The organism is Allohahella sp. A8 (assembly GCF_047946665.1).
Lineage (GTDB): Bacteria > Pseudomonadota > Gammaproteobacteria > Pseudomonadales > Oleiphilaceae > Allohahella.
In genome coordinates, this window is record NZ_CP172312.1 from 1,532,781 (window position 1) to 1,554,845 (window position 22,065).

Annotated in this window: 23 protein-coding genes; 5 read left to right on the top strand and 18 right to left on the bottom strand. The window is 57.0% G+C overall.

Annotated features, from left to right (window positions below; translation table 11 throughout):
• Positions 1 to 57 precede the first annotated feature (57 nt).
• Both ACH3PB_RS07005 and ACH3PB_RS07010 read left to right on the top strand, forming a co-directional pair.
• Positions 58 to 1,248, top strand: coding sequence for an ABC transporter substrate-binding protein (locus tag ACH3PB_RS07005; RefSeq protein WP_416399427.1), 1,191 nt, complete (start codon positions 58 to 60; stop codon positions 1,246 to 1,248).
• The gene (locus tag ACH3PB_RS07010; RefSeq protein WP_416398714.1) at positions 1,245 to 3,221 is read left to right on the top strand and encodes an ATP-binding protein; all 1,977 of its coding nucleotides are present in this window, start codon (positions 1,245 to 1,247) and stop codon (positions 3,219 to 3,221) included. The genes ACH3PB_RS07005 and ACH3PB_RS07010 overlap by 4 nt, the downstream gene beginning before the upstream one ends.
• Here the strand turns inward: ACH3PB_RS07010 and ACH3PB_RS07015 are convergent.
• From ACH3PB_RS07015 to ACH3PB_RS07085, 15 genes are all read right to left on the bottom strand, one after another.
• The gene (locus ACH3PB_RS07015) at positions 3,218 to 3,841 is read right to left on the bottom strand and encodes a response regulator transcription factor (protein ID WP_416398715.1); all 624 of its coding nucleotides are present in this window, start codon (positions 3,839 to 3,841) and stop codon (positions 3,218 to 3,220) included. The two genes, ACH3PB_RS07010 and ACH3PB_RS07015, sit on opposite strands and share 4 nt — an antisense overlap.
• A gap of 90 nt (positions 3,842 to 3,931) precedes the next feature.
• Complete coding sequence (gene cobD, locus ACH3PB_RS07020; RefSeq protein ID WP_416398718.1) at positions 3,932 to 4,951, bottom strand: threonine-phosphate decarboxylase CobD; 1,020 nt, start codon at positions 4,949 to 4,951, stop codon at positions 3,932 to 3,934.
• Complete coding sequence (gene cbiB / locus ACH3PB_RS07025) at positions 4,952 to 5,917, bottom strand: adenosylcobinamide-phosphate synthase CbiB (RefSeq protein WP_416398719.1); 966 nt, start codon at positions 5,915 to 5,917, stop codon at positions 4,952 to 4,954.
• 89 nt (positions 5,918 to 6,006) lie between these two features.
• Entirely contained in the window at positions 6,007 to 6,522 is a 516-nt protein-coding gene (gene cobU, locus ACH3PB_RS07030; protein ID WP_416398720.1) for a bifunctional adenosylcobinamide kinase/adenosylcobinamide-phosphate guanylyltransferase, read from the bottom strand.
• Between the two features lie 50 nt (positions 6,523 to 6,572).
• Positions 6,573 to 6,902, bottom strand: coding sequence for a glutaredoxin family protein (locus ACH3PB_RS07035; protein WP_416398721.1), 330 nt, complete (start codon positions 6,900 to 6,902; stop codon positions 6,573 to 6,575).
• A 71-nt stretch (positions 6,903 to 6,973) separates the two neighbouring features.
• Positions 6,974 to 8,596: an apolipoprotein N-acyltransferase gene (gene lnt / locus ACH3PB_RS07040; protein WP_416398722.1), complete on the bottom strand. Its 1,623-nt coding sequence runs from the start codon at positions 8,594 to 8,596 to the stop codon at positions 6,974 to 6,976.
• Positions 8,593 to 9,258 carry a lipase secretion chaperone gene (locus ACH3PB_RS07045; protein WP_416398723.1) on the bottom strand — a complete coding sequence of 222 codons (666 nt, stop codon included), beginning with the start codon at positions 9,256 to 9,258 and terminating at the stop codon, positions 8,593 to 8,595. Before ACH3PB_RS07045 ends, lnt begins: the two co-directional genes overlap by 4 nt.
• 12 nt (positions 9,259 to 9,270) lie before the next feature.
• Entirely contained in the window at positions 9,271 to 10,224 is a 954-nt protein-coding gene (locus tag ACH3PB_RS07050; protein WP_416398724.1) for a lipase secretion chaperone, read from the bottom strand.
• Positions 10,225 to 10,233: 9 nt separating this feature from the next.
• Complete coding sequence (locus ACH3PB_RS07055; protein ID WP_416398725.1) at positions 10,234 to 11,091, bottom strand: helix-turn-helix domain-containing protein; 858 nt, start codon at positions 11,089 to 11,091, stop codon at positions 10,234 to 10,236.
• A gap of 21 nt (positions 11,092 to 11,112) precedes the next feature.
• Positions 11,113 to 12,039, bottom strand: coding sequence for an alpha/beta hydrolase family protein (locus tag ACH3PB_RS07060; protein WP_416398726.1), 927 nt, complete (start codon positions 12,037 to 12,039; stop codon positions 11,113 to 11,115).
• A 387-nt stretch (positions 12,040 to 12,426) separates the two neighbouring features.
• Complete coding sequence (locus ACH3PB_RS07065; protein WP_416398727.1) at positions 12,427 to 12,930, bottom strand: GNAT family N-acetyltransferase; 504 nt, start codon at positions 12,928 to 12,930, stop codon at positions 12,427 to 12,429.
• A gap of 287 nt (positions 12,931 to 13,217) precedes the next feature.
• A complete protein-coding gene (locus ACH3PB_RS07070; protein WP_416398728.1) occupies positions 13,218 to 13,520 on the bottom strand; it encodes a YciI-like protein in 303 nt (100 codons plus the stop codon).
• A 135-nt stretch (positions 13,521 to 13,655) separates the two neighbouring features.
• A complete protein-coding gene (locus ACH3PB_RS07075) occupies positions 13,656 to 14,063 on the bottom strand; it encodes a PaaI family thioesterase (RefSeq protein ID WP_416398729.1) in 408 nt (135 codons plus the stop codon).
• 19 nt (positions 14,064 to 14,082) lie between these two features.
• The gene (locus tag ACH3PB_RS07080) at positions 14,083 to 14,538 is read right to left on the bottom strand and encodes a hypothetical protein (RefSeq protein ID WP_416398730.1); all 456 of its coding nucleotides are present in this window, start codon (positions 14,536 to 14,538) and stop codon (positions 14,083 to 14,085) included.
• Positions 14,539 to 14,543: 5 nt separating this feature from the next.
• Entirely contained in the window at positions 14,544 to 14,987 is a 444-nt protein-coding gene (locus tag ACH3PB_RS07085; RefSeq protein WP_416398731.1) for a YtoQ family protein, read from the bottom strand.
• A gap of 261 nt (positions 14,988 to 15,248) precedes the next feature.
• Here ACH3PB_RS07085 and ACH3PB_RS07090 point away from each other — a divergent pair, with 261 nt between their 5' ends.
• Positions 15,249 to 15,869 (top strand): hypothetical protein, encoded by a 621-nt coding sequence (locus ACH3PB_RS07090; RefSeq protein ID WP_416398732.1) that lies wholly within the window; start codon positions 15,249 to 15,251, stop codon positions 15,867 to 15,869.
• Positions 15,870 to 15,934: 65 nt separating this feature from the next.
• Complete coding sequence (locus ACH3PB_RS07095) at positions 15,935 to 17,767, top strand: 7TM diverse intracellular signaling domain-containing protein (RefSeq protein WP_416398733.1); 1,833 nt, start codon at positions 15,935 to 15,937, stop codon at positions 17,765 to 17,767.
• Here ACH3PB_RS07095 and ACH3PB_RS07100 read toward each other — a convergent pair.
• Both ACH3PB_RS07100 and ACH3PB_RS07105 read right to left on the bottom strand, forming a co-directional pair.
• Entirely contained in the window at positions 17,754 to 18,188 is a 435-nt protein-coding gene (locus ACH3PB_RS07100; RefSeq protein WP_416398734.1) for an acyl-CoA thioesterase, read from the bottom strand. The genes ACH3PB_RS07095 and ACH3PB_RS07100 overlap by 14 nt on opposite strands.
• 2 nt (positions 18,189 to 18,190) lie before the next feature.
• Positions 18,191 to 19,351, bottom strand: a complete 1,161-nt coding sequence (locus ACH3PB_RS07105; protein ID WP_416398735.1) for an iron-containing alcohol dehydrogenase — start codon at positions 19,349 to 19,351, stop codon at positions 18,191 to 18,193.
• Positions 19,352 to 19,510: 159 nt separating this feature from the next.
• On the opposite strand from ACH3PB_RS07105, the gene ACH3PB_RS07110 reads away from it, so the two are divergent.
• Positions 19,511 to 20,743, top strand: coding sequence for a DUF418 domain-containing protein (locus ACH3PB_RS07110; RefSeq protein WP_416398736.1), 1,233 nt, complete (start codon positions 19,511 to 19,513; stop codon positions 20,741 to 20,743).
• On the opposite strand, the gene ACH3PB_RS07115 is transcribed toward ACH3PB_RS07110, so the two are convergent.
• Complete coding sequence (locus ACH3PB_RS07115) at positions 20,629 to 22,029, bottom strand: dipeptidase (RefSeq protein WP_416398737.1); 1,401 nt, start codon at positions 22,027 to 22,029, stop codon at positions 20,629 to 20,631. The genes ACH3PB_RS07110 and ACH3PB_RS07115 overlap by 115 nt on opposite strands.
• Between the last annotated feature and the right edge of the window lie 36 nt (positions 22,030 to 22,065).

Below are 22,065 nucleotides of genomic sequence, written 5' to 3' on the forward strand. Positions count from 1 at the left end.
ACTATTGGCCTGTCGCATTCTCCCGACAGGGCGCAGGGAGGCACTGACTTGTTCGGAATGATTAGGATCAGGGGCTCCAGGGCTCCGCTTGTCGATCTGTGCGTTTCGCGCCGCAGTCTGGGTTTGATCTACCTGCTCTTCGTCTTGAGTCTGCTTAGCTCCAGTGCATCAGCCGCCCGGTCCGACAATACGCGGCCGCGTGTGGTGTTTCTCAATCCCGCCACACCAGAAAATATCTTCTGGGAAAAGGTCACCCGCCTCATGCGGCACGGTGCGCAACAGCTGGACATGGATCTCACTGTCTCCTATCAGACGCAGGAGGACATCACGAGTCGCTTCTCCTATGTCAAGGCCGCGAACGATATATTGAGCGCCGAGAATCCACCGGACTATCTGCTATTTCTCAACTTGCGGGACACTGGTCACCGCATACTCGAGCAGGCCGAGGCAGTTGGTGTAAAAAGCATGATGATTCTCAGCGACATTCATGATGATGAGCGACTGCTATTCGGGGAGCCTCGTGGAAAATTCAGACACTGGATAGGACATCTGGTTTCCGACGACCGCCAGGCCGGATATCTCCTGGCCGACCGTCTGCTGACCATGGCCCGTAAGCTCGATCGATCTGGTGTGATTGAAACTGTGGGCATCAACGGATCTATCAACGGTACCGCTGCCGCTTTGCGGGCGCAGGGGCTGAAACAGGCGCTGGCCGAGCACGAACGCAGCAGTCTCAACGCCCTCGTCAATTCGAGAACATGGCTGAGACAGGACGGCCAGGCCAAGGCGCTCGTCTTGTTGCGCCGACATCCCGAAACCGAAGTGATATGGGCAGCATCGGACGGCCTCGCTCTCGGCGCAAGCGACGCTGCCGCCGAAATTGGTGGTGGCAGCGCTGGCGCAAGGTTCGTTGGCGGCATTGACTGGACAGATGAGGCGCTTGAGGCAGTCACCAAAGGCCAGCTTACGCTATCTGTCGGCGGCCACGTACTTGAAAGCCTCATCGCCTTGGTCCTGCTGCACGACCACTACCACGGTCGGGACTTCAATCGGGACCCTGGCGCCCGCCTGCTCACGCCGATGGCTGTTGCCGACCGACGCTCCGCTGCACAGTTGCAGAAGCGCATGAACGCCGATCTCGATGCGGTAAATATCCAGCGTCTGTCCAAAATCAGGGATCATACGCTCGAGCGCTATGACTTCAGCATCGCAAATATTCTCTCCTTGCCGCAGGGTGCGCTTGAGTGAGACCTTGGCTGAAACTGGCGGCACGGGATCGTCTGGCCTGGCAGCAGGCTCGTTACGCCATGTTGGTCGCCTTCGGCCTCGGAACGCTCATGAGCAGCGCACAGTTACTCACTGACTATTTTCGTGAGCGGACGCAGGTCGAGACTACCGTTGTTCAGGCCGTTGCCATCATGCAGAGACAGGCCGCCCGCGCCATTTTCGATATTGATGCCTCGCTGGCAGTCAATGTCGTCGATGGGCTGCTCGAGTATCAGCCAGTATTCAGTGTGGAGCTGCGCGATGCCTTCGGCGTCATGCTCCTGTCCAAGGAGCGCACCTCGCAGGTGCGGGGCGATGACACCATTGCGCGTTGGCTATTCGGCGATATGGAAGAGTATCGCGTACCTCTGAGATATTACCCCGACGAGGCACCGGTCGGTGAACTCAATGTGGTGATGGACAGCACCGTGCTCGCGCAGAATTTCGTCTCACGCGCAATCGTCACACTCACAACCGGATTGTTACGCAACTGCGTGCTGGCACTGGTGCTCTGGCTCATGTTCTACCTTACCCTCGCCAAGCCAATCGTAGAGCTGGCCCAGCAGGTTGGCGCGGTGAAGACCGATTCACCCGATACCATCGATGGCGTCGGCAGGGGCGTCAATCGCAGAAACGAACTCGGACTGCTCAGCTACGCCCTGAACCGCCTGTTAGCTGGTTTCGCCCAGAGTCTGCAGCAGCGCGATGCTGCAGAACAGCAACTCCGCCTGCATCAGGAAGACCTCGAGCGGCGTGTTGCTGCGCGCACTGTGGAGCTGGAAGACGTCAACCTGCGCCTCGAGCGGCAGTGTGAGCTTGCGCAGAAGCGTGCTGATGACGCCCGCCTGGCATGGCGGACAGCACATAGCGCAAACGCCGAGAAATCACGTTTCATTGCAGCTGCGAGCCATGATCTGAGACAGCCACTTCAGGCCCTTCAGTTCCTTCTGGGTGCACTGCGAAAGCATGTGCAGGGCCCTGAAGGCCGGCGCCTCTATTGCAATGCTCTGGTGTCTGCGAACAGTCTCCAGGACTGGATGAACACGCTGCTCGACATTTCGCAGCTCGAAGCCGGCGTTCTCAAAGTACGGCGAGCGCCGGTCGATATCGGCTTGCTCATGCGCTCGGTTGCTGGCATTTGCCAGACACAGGCGGCTGAGCGGGGTCTGGAGATTCGTGTTCGTGCAGGGGGCTTCTGGGTGGACTCCGACGCCACGCTGCTGCAAAGGGTGTTGCTCAATCTCGTGACGAATGCCATCAAGAATACTGTTGAGGGCGGCGTGCTGATGGGCGTTCGCAGACGTGGCTCGAGCCTGCTGATCGAAATCTATGATACCGGTGTGGGTATAGAAGCCAAAACGAGAGATGAAATATTCACCGAGTTCCGCAGCTTTGGCCATGAGTCAGGTACGGGCATCGGTCTTTCGATCGTCAAACGGGTATGTCAGATGCTCGACCACCCCCTTCAGGTTCGCTCCAACTGGGGGCGTGGTAGTTGCTTCGCCATTGAGGTGCCTGAAGCCAGCCCGGCTCCCCCATCTACTCCAGTACCGCTGCTGGCGGGGCAACGCATCCAGGCGCTTCGCGTACTGTTGATCGATGACGACCCGCAGATACTCCGTGGCCTTGGCGCGCTCCTCGGCAGCTGGGGCAATGACGCAATAACTGTTTCCGGAGCGCGTCAGGCACTGAGTGTCTCAGCCGAGGGCGTCGATCTCATTATTTGCGACTACCATCTCCATGGCCAGGGCGCAGGCATTGAGCTCATTGAATCGATTAGGCTACGGGCGGGTCGCAAGGTCCCTGCCATCTTGATTACTGGAGATACTCGAGAGGATCTGCTCCAGCGATTTGCAGCCAGCGGGCTGGTGGTGCTGCACAAACCCGTATCGCCGCCGCGACTGCGCGCCGCCTGCAACCATGTGCTCAAGAGCGCCTCGCCTGAACCCGCCTAGACGAGGCTCATATCCTGAGCAACGCGGGCCGCTTCTGTGCGGTTTCGAACATTGAGGTCACGGTAAATATTGTTGCAATGTGTCTTGATGGTGCCCATTGAGAGACTCAGCCGATTGCAGATTTCCTTGTTCGGCAAGCCCTCGGCTAATAAGCGCAGGACCTCGACCTGACGCCGACTGAGGCCCGAGGCAGTCGTTAGCGACGAGCTACCATGGTCCTCACGGGGCGCGTAAAGACTCTGCGGGAAATAGCTGCCCCCCGCAAGGATAAGCTGGATGGCTCGAATGACCACGACTGTTGGCCCTGCCTTGCAGATATAGCCCTGTATATCAAAGGCGAGTGCTCGTCGCATGGTTTCGGGACGGTCATCACCAGACAGTATGGCGACGGGTACCAGTGGATAGCGCTGCTGGAGCTCAGCGAGCAGATCCAGTCCCGCGACGTCCGGTAGTTGAAGATCGAGTAGCAGCAAGTCGATGTCGGCTCGCTGCTGCAGTTGCTGCCACACCTGTTGACCACTTTCGGCTTCGATCAGTTTCGCATGCGGATACGCATCGACCAGCGCAGCCTTCAAGCCAGTACGAAACAGACCGTGATCATCAGCAATGATGATATTCATACGCGCTCCCTGTGAATCCTGCTGAATTCGTGCAGGGGCTACAGTACACCAGCTGACGGAGCACGGACCGTGTATGCGTCAAATTTGAGGTCAAAAAGATGTCTTCAGGTTCTGGACAAGCGCACTACCGAGGGCTAGCCTGAGCCTCTGCCACTGCGCTTCATCGCCCGGCAGGCCGAATCTCACTGCCGGATGATGAGGAAAGAGACGAATCAGGATGCCCTGTCGCGCCAGCGCTTCTGCAATCTTGCTTGCCTGGGCATGCCGGACATAACGAAACAACAGTGTGCCGTTCGAAGCCGGCATGCCCTGGCTGTCGAGCAAATCTCGCAGCCTGGCACTCGAAACAGCAAGTGAGCGCGCCATCGCCTCTTGCCAGGGCTTGTCCATAAGCGCACGAGACATGATGTAGCGGGTCGGCCCCGAAAGGCACCACGGCCCTAACGCCGTGTTGAGCTGCTCACACAGTTCAGGACGAGCTAGCACAGCGCCGGCACGAATACCTGCCAAGCCAAAGAATTTTCCAACCGAGCGCAGCACCACGAGCCCTTCCAGGTCGGTACGGGATGCCAGCGAGTCCGTTGTACCACTGACGAAGGCCTCGTCGACAATCAACCAGCCACCACGGGACGCCAGGCGCTCGTGCCACTGCAACAGCCGCTCGGTCGATACCACTTCACCCGTGGGGTTATTCGGCTGGATCCATATGACGATATCCAGCTGATCGAGCAACTGCTCCAGGGTGTCTGTCGTAAAGGTCACAAGTTTGTGGCCGGCTGCAGCCCAGCAGTGCTTGTGCTCTTCATAGCCGATTGTCGGCACGCCTACCCTGCACGGGCGGCGAATGCGCGGCAGCGCCTGTATAGCCGCCTGACTACCTGCGACCGGCAGACCTTCTGCCCCCGCAGGCAGATCCGCCCAGGTTCGGATAGCCTCCCGCAGACCGTCATCGTCCTCCGGCAGACGCTGCCACACGTTGGGCGGCACGACTGGCACAGGCCAGCTGTTCGGATTTATGCCTGTTGAAAGATCCAGCCATTCAGAGAGCGGAATCCGCCAGTGTCTGGCAGCAGCATTGAGGCGGCCACCGTGTATCGGCTGGCTGCTCATTCAGACCGTTCCTGTCATGAGATAGATCGAAAACGCGAGCACTGTCAATACTGCCAGCCATGAGATGACACCTCGTTCAAGGAGGGTCACGGCTGCCAACACGGTCTGTGCTGAGGGCGCCGGCCCCTCGCCGAGGTGCGGCCGCTGCTTTAGTCCAGTCGAGTAAGGTGCTGGTCCACCTAAACTCACGCCCAGCGCACCGGCGCCAGCTGCCATTACAGGGCCGGCATTGGGACTATCCCAGGCCGGCGCCTGCGTTCGCCAGGCTGCCAGCGCCCGACGCGTCCGGCCTAGCACGGCATACGTCAAAGCTGTCAGCCGTGCCGGTACCCAGCCCAATAGATCATCCAGGCGCGCAGCAGCACGTCCGAACAAGAGGAAGCGCTCGTTCCTGTACCCCCACATGGCGTCGAGCGTATTGACGGCACGGTGGAGTAGCACGCCGGGCATTCCAGCAACCAGAAACCAGAACAGACTGGCAAACACGGCGTCAGCGCCATTTTCCAGTACGGATTCGGTGGCGGCACTCGCGACTGCAGTCTCATCGAGCGATGCAGTCTGTCGACTCACGATGCGGGCCAGCTGCTCCCGGGCTACTGGCAGTTCTCCCGCAGCAAGCGGATCTGCCACTGCCAAGGCGTGCTCACGCAGCCCGCGAAGCGATAGCGCCGACCAGAGCACGACAATCTCGACCAAGATCAGCGCTGGCGCGGAAAGCACAGCCATGAGCACCAGCGAAACCAACACCAGCGGCGCGACAAGTGTAAAAACGGCTAGGGAACCCATGAGTAGTGGATGTGCCGACCGCCAGGCGGCTTTCGGGTCACGCGGGTTGAGACGCTGCTCCAGCCAAATGGCGACCTTGCCGAAACCGACCAGCGGATGCATTCGGCGGGGCTCGCCCAGCAGGTGATCCAGCACAAGCGCAGCCATACAGACTGCCGTCGAGGTGATTAAACTAGTCAATTGGGGTTCCGCTGCGCCAGAGTCCGGGCATGATAGCGATTCTGGAGGTCGATGCCAGCCCGATGAGCACAAGACCGGGCTTGTTGAGCCTATTTCAGCGTGAGCGGCAGGCCAGCTACGGACATGATCACATGTTCACACTGCCGCGCAAGAGCCTGATTCAGCCAGCCGAGCTCGTCACAGAAGCGGCGCGTCAGCGCTTCCATACCGACGGTGCCGAGACCGACCTCATTGCTGACAATAATGACTTCGGCGGGATAGTCATCCAGAGCCTGTAGAAAGGCCGCCCTCTCCTGCCGAAACACCTCATCTCCAGCGAACATCAGGTTGCTGAGCCAGAGACTCATACAGTCGATCAGCAGGCATGGTGGAGGATTCCGCCGGGATTGTTCGGTGATGGTGTCGGACAGCGTGATCGGCACCTCTTCCAGACCCCAGTCCTGCGGTCGGTCGGCGCGATGCCGGGCAATTCTGGCCGACATTTCTGCATCGCCGGCGCTGGCGGTAGCCACGTATACGACGGGACGGTCAGTCTCGCCAGCGAGTCGCTCCGCCAGGGCGGTCTTTCCGGAGCGGATACCACCAAGGACAAGCGTGTTGTTCATAATTTCTCCGCTCTCCTCGAGAGCTTTGGTATGGGTGACTCGACAGTTGATTATTGGAACAGCAGGGCCTTCATCTTGCGCTCGCTATAGCCGTAGACCACGCTGTTATCGACTTGGAGCACAGGTACGCCGCGGCCGCCAAGCGCCTTGAATTTTTCCAGCCCTTCAGCCGATGTCTCGATGTCGTACTCCAGATAATCGATGCCTTCGCGCTCGAGCAGACTTCTGGTCTGGGCACAGTAGCCACACCATGACGTGGCGAACAGAATCACTTCACCCGGGTCGGCAGCCATCGCCGGAGGTGGCCGCAGCAACTCCTGAACAGTATCCCAATGCTGATAGGCGACGATCGCCAACACAATAAAGCACAGTTTTTTCATCGGACACCTCCTGCCATGGCTATTTAGGGCGGCAGTGTACCATTAACATACCGTTACAATAGTGATGAATCTCACTGCCTATCATCAATGCGTCGACTATTTGGCGATTTCAGGCGCGTCAAAGCCAGAGCAATGCATGCGCCCAGCAAGCCCAGTAGAAAATAACGAAAGATGTGGGGGTATTGACTAAAGAAGCTTGAGTCGAAGTTGCTCGCGACTGGTACATCGACCAGCCAACCACCAGCGTGTTGTGGCGGTGACATGAAGATAATCCGACCGTGCGGTAGCGCAACTACTGAAGGACCATTATTGACCACGTGCACCATTGGCAGTCGGTTTTCCACAGCGCGCAGTATGGCACTGTGGACATGCTGATACGGCTGCCGGGTCGCGCCGAACCAGCCGTTGCTCGACATGGCCAGCAATAGTCCGCCCGGCCGGCCGGGTCCTGTTTCAGCTCGCGCAACGGACGCTATCGCCTCTGCCACGAAGACCGGGAAGACGGTCTCATAACAGATGAGCGGCACCATTGTTACTGCCGCCGTAGTGAAGTCTTCGTAGGCCTGACCCGCAGCAATCTCGTTGAGGAATTCGCCCAGGAAATTCTCTGCTCGAACTCTGAGCGCGGGGACATCACTGACCAGGGGCACATATTCACCGAAGGGAATGCGCTTCATCTTCCGGTAACGCGCTGCTTCCTGCCCATCATTGGCGATCATCACAGCAGTGTTGTACTGCACGACTGGAGACGCCGGACTGCCCTTTTCACTGGATTCGATGTCCTGGAAAATCAGTGATATATCAAGATTATCTATAACGTTCGTAAAGGCTCTTGCCACCGCCTTGTCCTGAAAGTAATCCTTGTCACGCGCTTCCGGCCATACCACGATCTCAGCGCCGGCAGCAGCGAGTCGTTGAGTCATCTCCATTTCAGGTGGAAACGCACGACTGTATCCCGGGTATACAGGCGACCTCTGCAAGGTCGGGCGCTCGTTGGGTTGGACCAGGCCGAAACTGATTGTGTCCTGCCGTGCGACGAGCTCATCCCACTGCCCCAGCCAATACCAACCATAGAGAAACCAGGCCACCACGAGTCCCAGTGCTGGCAACAAGGTAGCGAGCCGACTAAGTCTGAGCAGCGCGTGCAACAACATGATATTGACGAGCGCGATAATGAAGTCCAGACCACTGACACCGAACAGCGCAGCAGCCTGCAAGGCCATCAGGAATTCGGTCTGCGTTTCACCCGGTCGGAATGGGAACAGCAATGGAAAAACCGCACATAGTGCAGCGGTAGTCACAGGAAACAGGATGTAATCGTGTAGGCCTGTACGTCGTCGAAGCCAGGCGAATAGGAGGATGATGAGGGCTGGCAGCTGTGCCGTATACAGCCAGAATAGTGCCCCCCAGACCAGACTCAGCATGAAGCCGTAGCCTTTGGAGAGCATGAGAAAATCGATGATCCAGTAAGCGGCAGCCATGCCTAGCGTCAGGCCACTGAGCAAGCCCCAGACGTAGGCCTGCCACAGGGTCGCGCGATGAACAGCGATGAGTAGCGGCACAAAGGCAAGCCACATTAGCGCAAATAGTGGGGGATACAGCAATGGCGCAGCTAGCAGCAAGCCCGAAACCAGTGCGAGCACCGTTGCTCGAATGTGCGACAGTCCTGCCTGCCCGTATAGGCGCGTGATCAATCCTGGCTCGGCAAGATCTGATTATAACGCGCGCTCAGCTCGGCCAGCCGAAGCTTTTTCTGCTTTTCATCCAGCGCATCATCTTCATTGACTGCGCGACGCGCCAACAGGTAGGACTTGAGCATGATCCCCTTACCAAAAACGGCCTGAACGGTAGCCTCATCGAAAAACGTTCGCTTGAGCGCTATATCGTTTTCGAGTGTTGCACGTGAATCAGTCGCAGCGCTTGCCTGCCCTGCAGCGTTCGCAGCCTGTCGATAGCGATAGTGATTCACGAGTAATTTCGAGAGCGTCTCGCCCGCCAGCCCCGGCATTTCAATATCTATCAGCTGCGCCAGGCGCTCGAGATTAGCATCGTCAAGATCTGTCGGCAGTATGCTCGTAGCGCCTTCGAGCACACGAGCGAGATAAGGCTCGAGCACCAGCCTGCCCTGCTCGTCTACTCTGACGTTCTGCAGAATCGCGCTGATTGGTGCAAAGTCGAAAGACCAGCTTGTTGGCGCGACTGGACGCTGTGCTGCTACCTCCGCAGGCTGCTCCCACAGATCGTGGTGAATTGTATCAGGCGCCTGCCTGAGCTGCGCAAGATAGAGCGCCAGTGCAGCGAAAGTAAAGGTCACGACAGCAAGCCCCATCGCCGGGAACCATGTGGGCAGCCTCAATCGACTCACCGCTCAGTTGATATCAGTAACATCGCCGAGTGGCAAGTGGCTGACCTTTTCCAACTCATGGTTATCGAAGTGCTGGCGCATCAATGCCGCAATTTGCGTGCGTTTCTCGTTGTCGCTGAGCCCAGCGTTCACCACCCGCTGCTTCTCCGCCATGAACGTTTTGTAGCGTTGGTTCCAGTCCCTGATACCGGTCGTCTGTTCGACGTGTTGAGCCTGAAGCTCGGACGCCATCGCCAGCTTCTCCTGCGTCGAAAGCGAAGTGTCGCTTTCAATGCGCTGACTCTCGAACATGTATTGCGCATTGGCGTCAGTCACGGCAAACAGCGAGCTGGCGACCTCGTTGCCCATATAGACTTCACGTAGGGCCTGTAGCTCCTGATACTGTCTCTCGAAATCGTCGGCCGTCAGATTCTGCGCGCCCTCATCCTCTGTGAAGTACACGTCGTTAAAATCCGCCTCCGCCTTGAGCAGCTCTGCATAATCGCCGACGATACGCGCTGTCTGCTCGCCCGCCTTGCCCGGCAGCCCTTGCTTGATCAAAGCCTGGAGCGCTGCGATCTGTGCAGGCGCGAGTCTTGCATCCGTGGCTGCCAATGTCGCCTCCAGAGCGAGCAATGCGTCATGATCGGCGATAACGTCTCCGTTCTCGTCGAGCTTTACCGCCTGTAAGGCCGCGTACACCGAGTCGGGCGTGAATGGCATTGGCTCACCTTCAGGCTGTTGCGCTTCGACAGGTGCTGAATCCTTGCCTGCTCCCGGCTCGGCCGCCCATTGCCAGGCAGAGGCGATTGTATTTTCAGCAAGCGCATCCGCACCGTCAGGTTTAGCCGACGACACCGTAGGCTCCTCGACGACAGTTGCGCCTGGATCGAGATAGATCACCAGCACTACCGTCAGCAGGGCAAGACCGGCGATGGAGATTCCCAGCAGGAGTGGATTAATGGGTTTCGTCATCATCAAATGCCCTCAAATTACACGCAGTGGCGCGGCACGATTTACCACCGGCACGCCCGATCCAAGCACTTCATCAGCCATCAAGACCTCCAGCATCGGCGGCTTGAGAAACCGTGCGGACGGGGCAATACCGTGGATGGCGCTGTATGACTTTGAAAAATGTGCCGAGCTTGCGAAGCCAGCTGCCAACGCTGCATTGGTTATGGATTCACCTAGCGCAAGATGGATCACACCAACGAAAACCCGATAGCGCAAACGGTATCGGGTAATGGGTACGCCTATCTGTTCCTTGAAAAGTTTTTCCAGGCGCGAAGCAGAAAGATGAACCTCGGCGGCAAATTTTTGCACGCTCAGGTTTTCGGCAACTGTTTCGCGGATGCTCTGGATAACAGTAACGATTCTCGGGTCGAACTCTCGGAAAACGACTCCGGCCAAGGCCGGCGGAATGATGAGATCCCTCAGCATTCTACGTGTTTCGCTAGGATGCAGGCCCTCGTCTCGAATGTACAGCAGGCGCCTGACCAGCAAGTCTTCCTGAGGATGCGCATAGCTCATATTGTCCGACACGCGGGTCATGATACTTTCAAGCGCGGCATGATCCTGGCTCAGGGGTGGCAAATAATAGATGGCCACGACAGCGGCACTGGTATCGAGATTGAGACTGGCGAAACTGGTACCCGCTTTCAGTAAGACGCTACGGGTGCTGATGGGCTTACCAGTGTTTGGGGAGATGGTCATCACCCCATCCAGACTGACAAGAAGCTTGTCAGACACTACTGAATGGGAGCGGTAGGCAATTCTGCTAGCACCAAGGAAGAGAAGCTGATTTCTCCAGATATACAGCTTGGCAGTTCCCTGGGCTGAATCCATGACTCGTTCTACGACATCAGATTAGTAGGCGCAGGTGTCACGATACTCGGAGATCGCAGTGTTGGCCTCGTGGTTCGGGCCGCACAGGAACTGCTGATATCGAGTATCCCTGTCGATGAAACGCTTCATCCATGATACACCATACTTGCCCAACAGGCCGCCGTTGCTGCCACCACCGTTCGCACAGCGATGATCGCCGTTGTTGATTTCCAGATAGGCCTTGTCGGTGCTGGCTGGAATTCTGTTATAGAATGGCGACGCGTGGCTACCGACCGGCGCAGTCGAATCACTCTCGCAGGCGATGATCATGGTCGGTGTTTCAATCTGATCGAAAGGATTGCTGCCCGAATGCCATGGCGCAAGTGGTATGGCAGCACTCAAGCGAGCACCTGAGGCGAGGCGAAGCGCGCCACCACCACCCATTGACCAACCCATCGCGCCCAAGCGTGAAGCATCGACCATACCGGAAATGGCGCTGCTGCTGCTATTACTTTGACTAATCACATAATCAAGTGCATTGGACAACTGAGTGGCACGGCTGGCAGGCTGATCGAAGCCCGAGTTGGTGGCAATGGTGATTACCACAAAGCCATGTGAAGCCAGACGAGGTCCCCACCAGGCAATCGAAGACTCACCTGCAGTGAACCCAGGTACTACAGCGATGGCGCCCATTTTACCGGTCGTGTTGGTTGGGTAGTGGATAGTGCCACCGCCAAAACCATTCACGGAACTTGAAACCCGCACAGTGCCAACACTGTAGGGACCACTGTTCGCTTCGAGGTAGCTCGAAGTAGGATTAGGACCACGAGTAAAGTCGCAGTCGACCTGACATGGCTGTGGTGGTGGGGTTGGATCGGGATCTGGGGTCGGTGTAAAACTCCAGGCACTGGCAGAAAACAGAACCGCACTTGCGGCAATAGTGAATCGGTCCATTACGCTATTCATCATGAGGGCAACCTGTCGTAGTTGTATTTGTTTTGGGAACGTCGACGAGCACTACCAAAGCTACCAGAGCCCTCCTCCATGCACTTTCACGATTTAGCACTCAAATGGGAACTGGTTCACATAAAACACCCAATCTCGCGTTAGAGGGTGGGCAGATGGCCGCCCTTCTACGCCTTGACTTGTAGGTGCGTGAGTTTTGGTGAAATGGTGGTGTTGGGTAGGTACGCCAATTCGTAAAATAAGCGCAACCGGTCTGGTATAGTAGTGTAGTTGAAATAGACTGGCTCCAAGGTTAGAAGGCGCCGACTCAAAGGTCACTGGGTCTGGTATAGTAGGTTTAACCAAGACCGCTGCTGCGTCACACCGGGTCTGGTATAGTATGCGTTCAAATCACCAACGCTGACGATAGACCCGGACAGCCCAGCCACTGTACTGGGCCAGTTCGAACTCGCTGAAACCGACCTTTTCTGCAACGCGGATGGATGGTGAGTGTGCCGGCGCAATAATGGCGACAACAGAATCGAGTTTCTTTTTCGCCTTCCCATAATGCAGCACCGCCGCCGCGGCCTCTGCAGCCAGTCCCTTCCCCCAGCTCGATTGTGATAGACGATATCCTATTTCAACAGCGTCTTCGGCCTCGATCGAGACCCGACTCAAACCGCAGAAACCAAGCAAAGCCTGAGACTCCCTGTCGACCAGCGCCCATTGACCAAAGCCGTTCTGGCTGTAGGACTCCGTGCAGGCGCTGATAAATCTCGTTGTAGCCTGCAGGTCCAAGGGGCCGTTGACAGAATACGCCATGACTTCAGGGTCCCCCAATATGGCGGCAAGCTGCTGCGCGTCATCCAGAACGAACTCACGAATGAGCAAGCGTTCGGTTTCCGCTATGATCATTTCCCCCTCCCCTCATTCCGGTGCTGGCGCTGGCTGCCGCTAGCAAAGCATCGTCGGTGCGCTCACCAGCTGAACGGGATGCTGAAACTCATCCAAATCATAAACCTCTTCATCTGCCAACTGAACGAGCCCCCCTTTCACAAGGGCAAGCACGAACAGCAGCAGCAATGCACTAACCGATCGCCGCACGCTATAGAACTCCGAATCATCAACTAGGTTTAGTTTTGCTCACCTACGATAGTCCAGGTCCGAGATTATGCAATAAATGACTCAATTTCAGAGGCTTACTAGCCAGGCTTAATTGGGGTACTTGCCGCCTCACCCACCACAGTCGCCCACAAGCGCACTTCAAAACCGGTGACCAGGCCGTGCTCAAAATAGGGATCAGCCAACGCGAACTGTTTCGGCACTTCGGGATCCTCACAACTGAACAACAGCATGGCCGCATCCGCAGGGTCTGCCAGTGCACCTGCAAGCACCAGCTCCCCACGAGATTGAGCTGCCCAGGCATGCTGCAGATGGGCCAGCCGGTACTCGTCTCTGCGCTCGAGATAATCGGGCGCAAGATTATAAAACATCATGTAATGCATCAAAAAACCCTCCTTAGCGTATGAAAAAACAGCATTTTCCGGCTGTCGTTACTGCAAAGCTCTAGTGCCAGGGGTATACACTGCGTGACCGAGTCCTGGCAAGTCTGACTCAGTCATTTCTGTTGTTTCTTGGAACTATTTCCGCGGCGGTATTGAATAAGTACCTACCGCGTGTGCCACCGGGGCCTCATCCCCCTCCGAGTACAGGCTCACCTCGCCGACGGCAAGTGTCCGACCCAACTTGATCAGGCGGCATTCGGCAATCACGTCAGCATTCGGTGAGGGGCGGCGGAGAAAATTGATGTTAAGGCTTGTCGTCACGGCGAGGGGCACCAATCCTATTTCGCCGAGGATCGCAGCGTAGAGCGCGATATCGGCCATACTCATCAAAACTGGGCCAGCCACCGTTCCCCCCGGTCTGAGTTCCGTCGGGGTCACCCGCTGACGGATGACCGAGCCCATTTCGCCTACAGCCTCGACGGTGCAGGTGACGTGGGGAAATTCATTGTTGAAGAAGGTGGTCAGTTCATCCAGGGTTAACATGCAAGTTCACTCGTCAGGTTCAATTGATGGCGGTCATGAGGTAAAGCCCATACAGTATTGCCAGAACGACGTGAGGATAGGCGATCGTAGGCCGACAAGCCTGACGTCCGTATTCCACCATCAGATCCAAGGTGCCTCCTCTCCCCTTCAGGTATTCAAGGTTGAACTGAAACGGCGTTACGGCAGGTTCTGCTGCTGCGCTACCTCCCATACTCGTCTCGAGTTGCAGCAAACGTGACTCGATCCGCGCCTGGAACGTCTTCCAGATCGCATCCTGCAGCCAGACGACGAGCAGCAGTGCGAGTATAAAGATACTGGCGAGCCCATTGATCAGGCTCAGAGTAACAATCGCTACGTTGAGCACTTTCAGCAGCAACGCAAATTTCTCGTAGCTATCGAACTGATTCTGCAGCAGACACCATTCCATACCATACGACTCTGTAGGCGCCTGCCCCTCTGGTCGGGATGCTCGCATAAAGCTCACGAGCGGCTGGTGACATATTCGAGGATCTCGACCACCTGCTCAGGCGTCGTGGCCCACGCCATGGCGGCCGCATCAACCTCCTTCAGGGGATGCACGATGCTCTCATCGTGAAGGGTGATATAGGGTACGTCCATGGCCGCACAGTAGCCGGCATCGAATGCAGCGTTCCACTGTTTATACTGGTCACCGAAACGCACCACGGCAAGATCACAGTTCGAGATCAGTGTTTTGATCCGAATGGCGTTCACTTTTGCCGAGCGATGATCACGCCAGAACTGGTTTTCCGCCTTTCCAAGCACATCGCCAGCACTATCACTCGCTTCGTGATCAGTCACAGCCGACGTGAAGGTCACCGGTAGATTGCGGGCTTCGCAGCCAGCGCGAAGCTTGTCTCGCCAATCGGTGTGTATTTCGCCTGAAAGATATACGGTCCATACCATAGCTGTTGCACTGCTCCGGATTGCGAAAAATTGAATGTGGCACCGCCGTGCTGTCAGCAGTCGGCGGTGTCGAGCGCTTGTATGCTAGCGTCCAGCACAGCGCTTTACCACCGGCAAGTCGTGTCGTGACGCGCTTCAGCCCCATCGACTTGTGCTGTGAACCACTTCAAGCCTTGACAAAAGCACCGTCTTCGCTGCTCGATTCGTGCCGAAATTTCCGCTAAGGTTCCGCTCGGACACTCAAACTCCAAGGACAGTAGTATGAATTTTAAACGGACGTTCCTCTCCTCGATAATTCTGTTCAGCGCAACAGCCACCATGTTCGCCAATGCCGGCGAAATCAGCTTTGACGAATTCGGCCCGCAAGGCTGCTGCTTCCATGCTCAGGAAGCACTCGATACAGAATATGTCCATGAGGGTGTCATTTTCGGCGGCGGCTGGGAAATCCTGCATCACTCGGGCGGATTTGGCATCATGCCGAGAAGCGGGCAGCATTTTGCAGCCTATGACAGCCTTGATATCGATCTCGGCATTTCGAATACACTCACCCTGACTTTCGCAGGCGCTGCCAGTCACGTCAGTGGTTACCTTGGCGACGACGAGTCCAGCAGCTGGACCCTCACAACCCGCTTCAAGGGTGATCTCGTCTCCGAGCGCCTGCTCATCAACCCGGCTGGTCGCTATGCGCATTTCGATTTCGGCCCTTCGCAATTTGATGAGTTGACGATTCGAGGCGCTGGCAGTTCGGCTGTTATTGATGATCTCGCCTTCGACCTCGTGCAGACACAGGTCCAGGTCAGCGCTCCGCCTGCAGCGGGCCTGGTGTTGCTGGGCCTGTTAGGCACACTGTTGCCTAGACGCGGCACCCCTACCAGAGGCTAGTACGGTCGACTTGCGAGCAGGCGGATTTCACCCATACTTTCAGGAACGTTTCCTGGGTAGTCTGATTGAAAATTCGAGCTCTGATCGCACTCCTGTTCCTGTTGCAAGTGACTTCCGTAGCGCTGGCCAGTGAGGTTCTTCTCGAGCCTGCTACCCAGCGTCTGCCTCTTGGTCATCACACCCATTACTGGAAATCCGGGTCGACAAGCGCGACGGTTCATGAGGTCATGAATCTGCCGAGCGCGCAATGGACCTACAATGGACAGAGTGGCCTCAGCTTTGGCTATGATTCGACGCCATACTGGATCCGCACGACGGTTCGCAATCCAGCGCAGGATCGGCGGGAGATGGTGCTCGAACTCAGCTACCCTGTGCTCGACGATGTCGAGCTCTATCTCGTTGCCAATGGCGAGGTGATCGAGACCTTCAGAACCGGCGACAAGCGCCACTTCGCTGAACGTCCGATACATCATCGTAACTTCCTCTTTCCAGTCACCCTGCCGCCCTTGAGCGAGCTCGACCTGTATCTGCGCGTTCAATCGACCAGCGCACTTCAGGTCCCGCTCACGCTGTGGTCTCAGACGGCTTTCGACGTTACCGATCAATCCCGAATGCTGTTCCAGGGTATTTACTATGGCATCGCACTCGTGATGTTTCTCTATAACTTCTTCGTATATCTTGCTGTTTCTGAAAGACGCTTTCTCTATTATGTGGGGTACAGTGCCTGCATGCCGCTGTTTCTTGCGAGTCTTCACGGGCTGGCTTATCAATATCTCTGGCCAGACGCGAGCTGGTGGAATGATCAGGCCATTATCTTCTTTCTCAATGGCACGGTCTGCTTTGGCTGCCTGTTTACAATGCATTTCCTTTCGGTCAAGCCACAACTCCAGCTTCGCGCTTATCGCTCGATTCAGGCGCTGATTATCCTGTCAGCGCTGCTGGTCCTTCTGTCGCTCTTCGTGCCCTACCGACTTCTCATCTCGCCGACCGTCGTGCTGGCCTTCATCGGTTGCGTAGTCCTGTTCTGTTATGGTCTTTACCGCTGGTGGTCGGGCGACCCAGGCGCAAGACTGTACTCCCTGGCCTGGGCATGCATGCTGCTCGGTGGCATCACCCTCGCACTCAGCAAATTCACTGTGCTGCCGCAGAATTTCTTCACCGAAAACGCCACCCAGGTTGGCTCAGCCTTCGCCATCATCCTGTTTTCCATCGCCTTGGCAGACCGACTGAACAAGGATAAGCGGGCCCTGTTCCTGGCCCAACAGAAAGCATTCGATGTTCAGGTTGAAGCCAATAATCTGCTTGAAACCCGTGTCCACGAACGTACCAGCCAGCTGGCAGAACTGAATCAACGACTGCTGGAAATCAGTGCCACTGATACACTCACGCTACTGAAGAATCGTGGCTATTTCGACAGAGCCTTCCGCTCCAGTTTCGTAGAGGCTTTCCGTTATGCCAGGCCCTTATCCCTGCTCATTGTGGATATCGACCACTTCAAGCGCTTTAACGATGAGCACGGTCACCTCGTAGGCGATGACTGTATCAAGATGGTGGCAGCTTGCCTGCGGGAGATCGTAACCCGTCCGCAGGACCTGGCGGCCCGCTACGGTGGTGAGGAGTTCGTCGTCCTGCTCCCCGACACACCGCTGGAGGGCGCAATGAAAGTGGCAGAAAAAATCAGGGAGCAGATTGAGCAGTCAGACTTCCGTGTGTCATCGAGGACCCTCACTGTCACTGTCAGTATCGGCGTGAATAGCATGACCCCCACTGCGCCGGGAGACAGCCTGACGTTCTTCGCCGAAGCCGATAAAGCGCTTTATGAAGCCAAAGCGCGTGGCCGCAACTGCGTGGTTGCCTGGCAGGAGCAGGACCTGCCGCATCCGCCTACTGGCGGATAAGCTGCTGCAAGGCGCGCCTGATTGTCTCAGGTATAGACACGGCTTTTTCATCCGACCTGCTCACAAATACATGCACGAAACTACCGCAAGCACAGGCGGCGGCCTCGCCCTTGCGAAATATCGCCAACTCGTACTCGACCGAGCTGTTGCCAAGCCGGGCGACCCTCAAGCCGACCTCGATCTCATCCGGATAAGCGATGCTCTGGCGATAGCTGCACTTCGAATCAACGACGTAGGCAATGACCGGCCCAGCCTTGATGTCGAGGCCACCCGAATGGATGAGGTAATGATTCACCGCCGTGTCGAAATAGGAATAATAGGTGACATTGTTGACGTGGCCGTACACATCATTATCCATCCAGCGAGTGGTAATACTGTGAAAACAGGTGTAGTCGGCCCGCGAGGGTACGTGTGCAGTCATATTCAGTAGGCGCTCCGATAAATGGTAAGGGCCTCGGCTTCGGACATCTCCCGCGGATTGTTCACAAGCAGACGTTGCTGCAGCATGGCGTCTGCAGCCAGGCGAGGCAGAAAGGACTCGGGGATGTCCAGGTCACGCAGACGGGTCGGCAGGCCCAGCTCACTGATCAGCTGCTCCAGACCCGAAATCAATAGTTCAGCCCGTTCGCTCGTGCCACCGGTCAGCGGACTTTGCAGCACTATAGGGGCCAGCTCGCCATAGTGAACGTGGGCAAGACTGCTGTTGAAACGCAGCACATGCGGCAGAACCAGTGAGTTGCTGAGGCCGTGCGGAATGTGGAAATGTCCGCCCAGCGGATAGGCCAGTGCATGAACCGCGGCCACTGGCGCATTGGCAAAAGCCTGCCCCGCCAGCGTCGCGCCAAGCAGCATCGCCTGTCTGGCCTCGATGTTCTGCCCATCGCTTACCGCAGCACGGATATTGCCCGCAAGCAGGCGTAGCGCTTCCTTAGCGAGCATATCCGACAGCGGATTTTTCCTGATCTTGCTCGTATACGCTTCGATGGCGTGAACCATGGCGTCAACGCCTGTAGCGGCCGTGACATGCGGCGGCAAGCCCAGGGTAAGCTGCGCGTCCAGTAATGCCACGTCCGGCATTAGCAGTGGAGAAACGATGCCAGACTTGGTCGTCTCGCCTGTCGTCACGATCGCAATTGGCGTCACTTCGGAACCAGTCCCTGCCGTCGTAGGCACCTGGATGAGTGGCAGTCGCTTACCTTTGGCATTGCCGACACCATAGGTTTCGGGCAAGGATTGTGAGCAACCAGGCGAAGCCAGCAGCGCCACCAGCTTTGCCACGTCCATCGAGCTGCCACCGCCAAAACCAATCACAGTATCTGTACCGGCTGCACGTGCCTGATCTATGGCAGCGAGCACCGTCCGTTCGGATGGGTCTGCATCGACCTCACTGAAAACACTGAGTTTCAACGCAGCACGTTCGAAAGCCGGCCGAACCCGCTCAAGCAGGCCGGCTTTGAGAATGCCACCGTCGGTCACCAGGAAGACGGACGAAGCCTGCCGTTCACGACACAGTTCAGCCAGTTTACTGGCAGCTCCAGGCTCGGTGAGTATGGTGGGCGTGGTAATGAACTGAAATGACTGCACGGGCATGGCCTCCGTGTTCTGAATGAAACTGAAACATAGCATGGGCCTTGCAATGAATCTCTTCTCAATCGGTGTTTCGTGAGCGGACAGCGGCTCACGGGCGTATACCGCTAGGATCATTGCCGACTGTCGGCAGTAGCATTTCAGGGATGACAACTGATGGCGACAAACCAGACCAGGGAAAGATTGGACGTTGTGGATGCCATACGTGCACTCGCACTGTTCGGTGTATTGGTTATGAACCTGCGTGACATGGCTGGGCTCGACCTGCTCTCAGCCGAGGCACTGCTTGCACTCCAGGGACCTGTCGACCGAGCGATAGAGTTTCTCGTAATACTGTTTTTCGATGAAAAATTCCTCTCTATCTTTTCTTTTCTGTTCGGATTGAGCTTTTTCCTTCTGTTGGAACGAAAGGCTCACCGGCCCGGCTTTATCTTCCTTTACGCCCGACGCTTACTGGCGCTCGCTGGATTCGGTCTGCTTAACATCGCCTTCCTGTATTGGGGTGACATTCTGCTGATCTACGCGGCCTATGGAACCAGCATGGTCCTACTCGTCCGCTTGCCTCAGCGCTTCCTGCTTGGGCTGGCGGGCCTGTTCCTTATTGGGGGACCGCTTACACTGGCACTCGCAGGCGTCACGGCCGGTACCGCATCACAGACGCCAGCTGACTTGCAAGCGCTCCAGCAATTTGGCAGCCCGAGCTTTCTTGCTGGCGTTGAAGAGGGCTGGAATCGATTCTTCTCGACAAGCGGCGGGTCGAACTACATCGAAGTGTGGGACCACAGCAATGTCTTTGGCATGCTTGTACTCGGCCTCTGGGCTGGGCGCGCGCGGATTCCGCACCAGATTGGCCGCCATGCCAAAGCGCTTGGGCGTGCGACCGTTTGCTGCCTGTCGATTGGCTTCGGCATTGAAGTGACGCGGCTGCTCTTACCGAGCACCTCGATTCTCGCCACACTGGGTTTGATCGGCCCACCGATACTGGCGATTGGTTATCTGTGTGCGGCTGCACTCTGGCTCAATCGCCCGCGAGCAGCTCGAACCGTTCGCTTATTAGCAGCGCCAGGCCGACTGGCCCTCACCAATTACCTGGCCTATGGCTTACTGGGACAGATTCTCTTTTATGGATGGGCCTTCGGCTGGATAGGCACTATAGGCTCCGGCCTGCTCCTCGTCGTCGCTATCATCGCTTACGTGGCATTCCTGCTGCTCAGCCATATCTGGCTGAGCAGCTTCAAAATGGGCCCACTGGAATGGATCTGGCGCTGCCTGACTTATCTTCGGGTCGAGCCGCTGCGTAAATCTGGAACCGCACCGTCTGACGAGGGTGTGGCACAAATGTCCAGCGCCAGTGCGTCACTGCCACCAGGTAATATCCGGGCAAAATAGCGGCAAACATTGAGGCCCGCGATATTCCTGATTGCTTCATTGCTGAATGGCTGTGGTCGCTGCCGCATGACGGCCGTCAGCAAAGACAGCTCGCTGACGTCGAAGAAGGGCTGCACCGAACCGTCATAATCAGAACCGAGCGAGACGTGCGCGTCTGCCTCAAGCCCCATCTCCTTCGCCAGCAGCATGGTGTACTCCATGGCATCTGCGATATGCCAGATGCTCGGACCAACCGCGTACGGCCAGTAACCAATACCTATGATGCCGCCACTCTCGAGGACCAGCCGGATCTGGTCGTCACTGAGATTACGCGCGGGTCGGCAAGGTTCGACGCACTGCCCTTTCACACCGGTGTGAGACACCATCAAGGGTTTTGACAGCAGACGCGCGGCATCCTTCATACCAGCTTCAGACATATGCGCCAGATCGACGGCCATGCCCAAGGCCTCGGCAGCAAGCAGTGCGCGCTCGCCGCGCTGGGTAAGGCCGTAGCGTTCGCAGCCTTCGCTGGAACCGGCCAGCCCGTTGTCAAAGCGATGGGTGGCCGCAAACTGCCTGACACCAAGGTCGAAGAGCATTTTCATGTCTTTCTCTACAGACCCACTGGCAGACTCTGCGCCCACCCAGTGGCCACCTTCGATTCCGAGGATCGCGCCGACCACCTGTTCTCCGTTTCGCCGATCAATAACGAGCTGTCGCAGATCCTCCGCCGTCAGCAGCAACCGAAGCTCGGTACGACCTTCAGCTCTGGAGCGAGCCGCTGCTTCCTTGAGACGCTCTATCTGATACACCGCCCGCGCAAGCGCACTGTCGCTCGGCCGCCCCTGCACTGTCGCCAGCACATTTGCTATATCCAGGCGGTCGCCATCCACGCACTTTTCGGTGCCCTGAAAACGTTCGCGACCAAACGGAAAGGGACTACGGGTAACGATGGTGAACGACTGCAAGGCCACGCTGCCTTCGACCATCCGGGGCACATCGAGGTGTCCCCACAAACCTCTTTCGAGCAGATCGCGATCCCATTTGAGCGTGTCAGCGTGCAGATCAGCAATAAACATCGATCGGTGGAGTGCGAGGTCAGCCTCCTCCGGGACCGGAGCATCTGGATCAGACGCGATCCGGTTCAGCCACTGATCCAGCTCTTCTGCGCCAAAGAGTTTTATCCCTGCTAGGAAAAGAAGCACGACGATGAACAGTGGCAGCAGAATCTTCAGTAGCTTTCGAAACATGGCAATCCGGTTGGCGGCAGCGGGCGGCAGCGGGCGGTGGCGGAGAGTAGTTTTCAACTTAGCGTTTGCTTCAGAGAAAAGCCAGACTCAAGC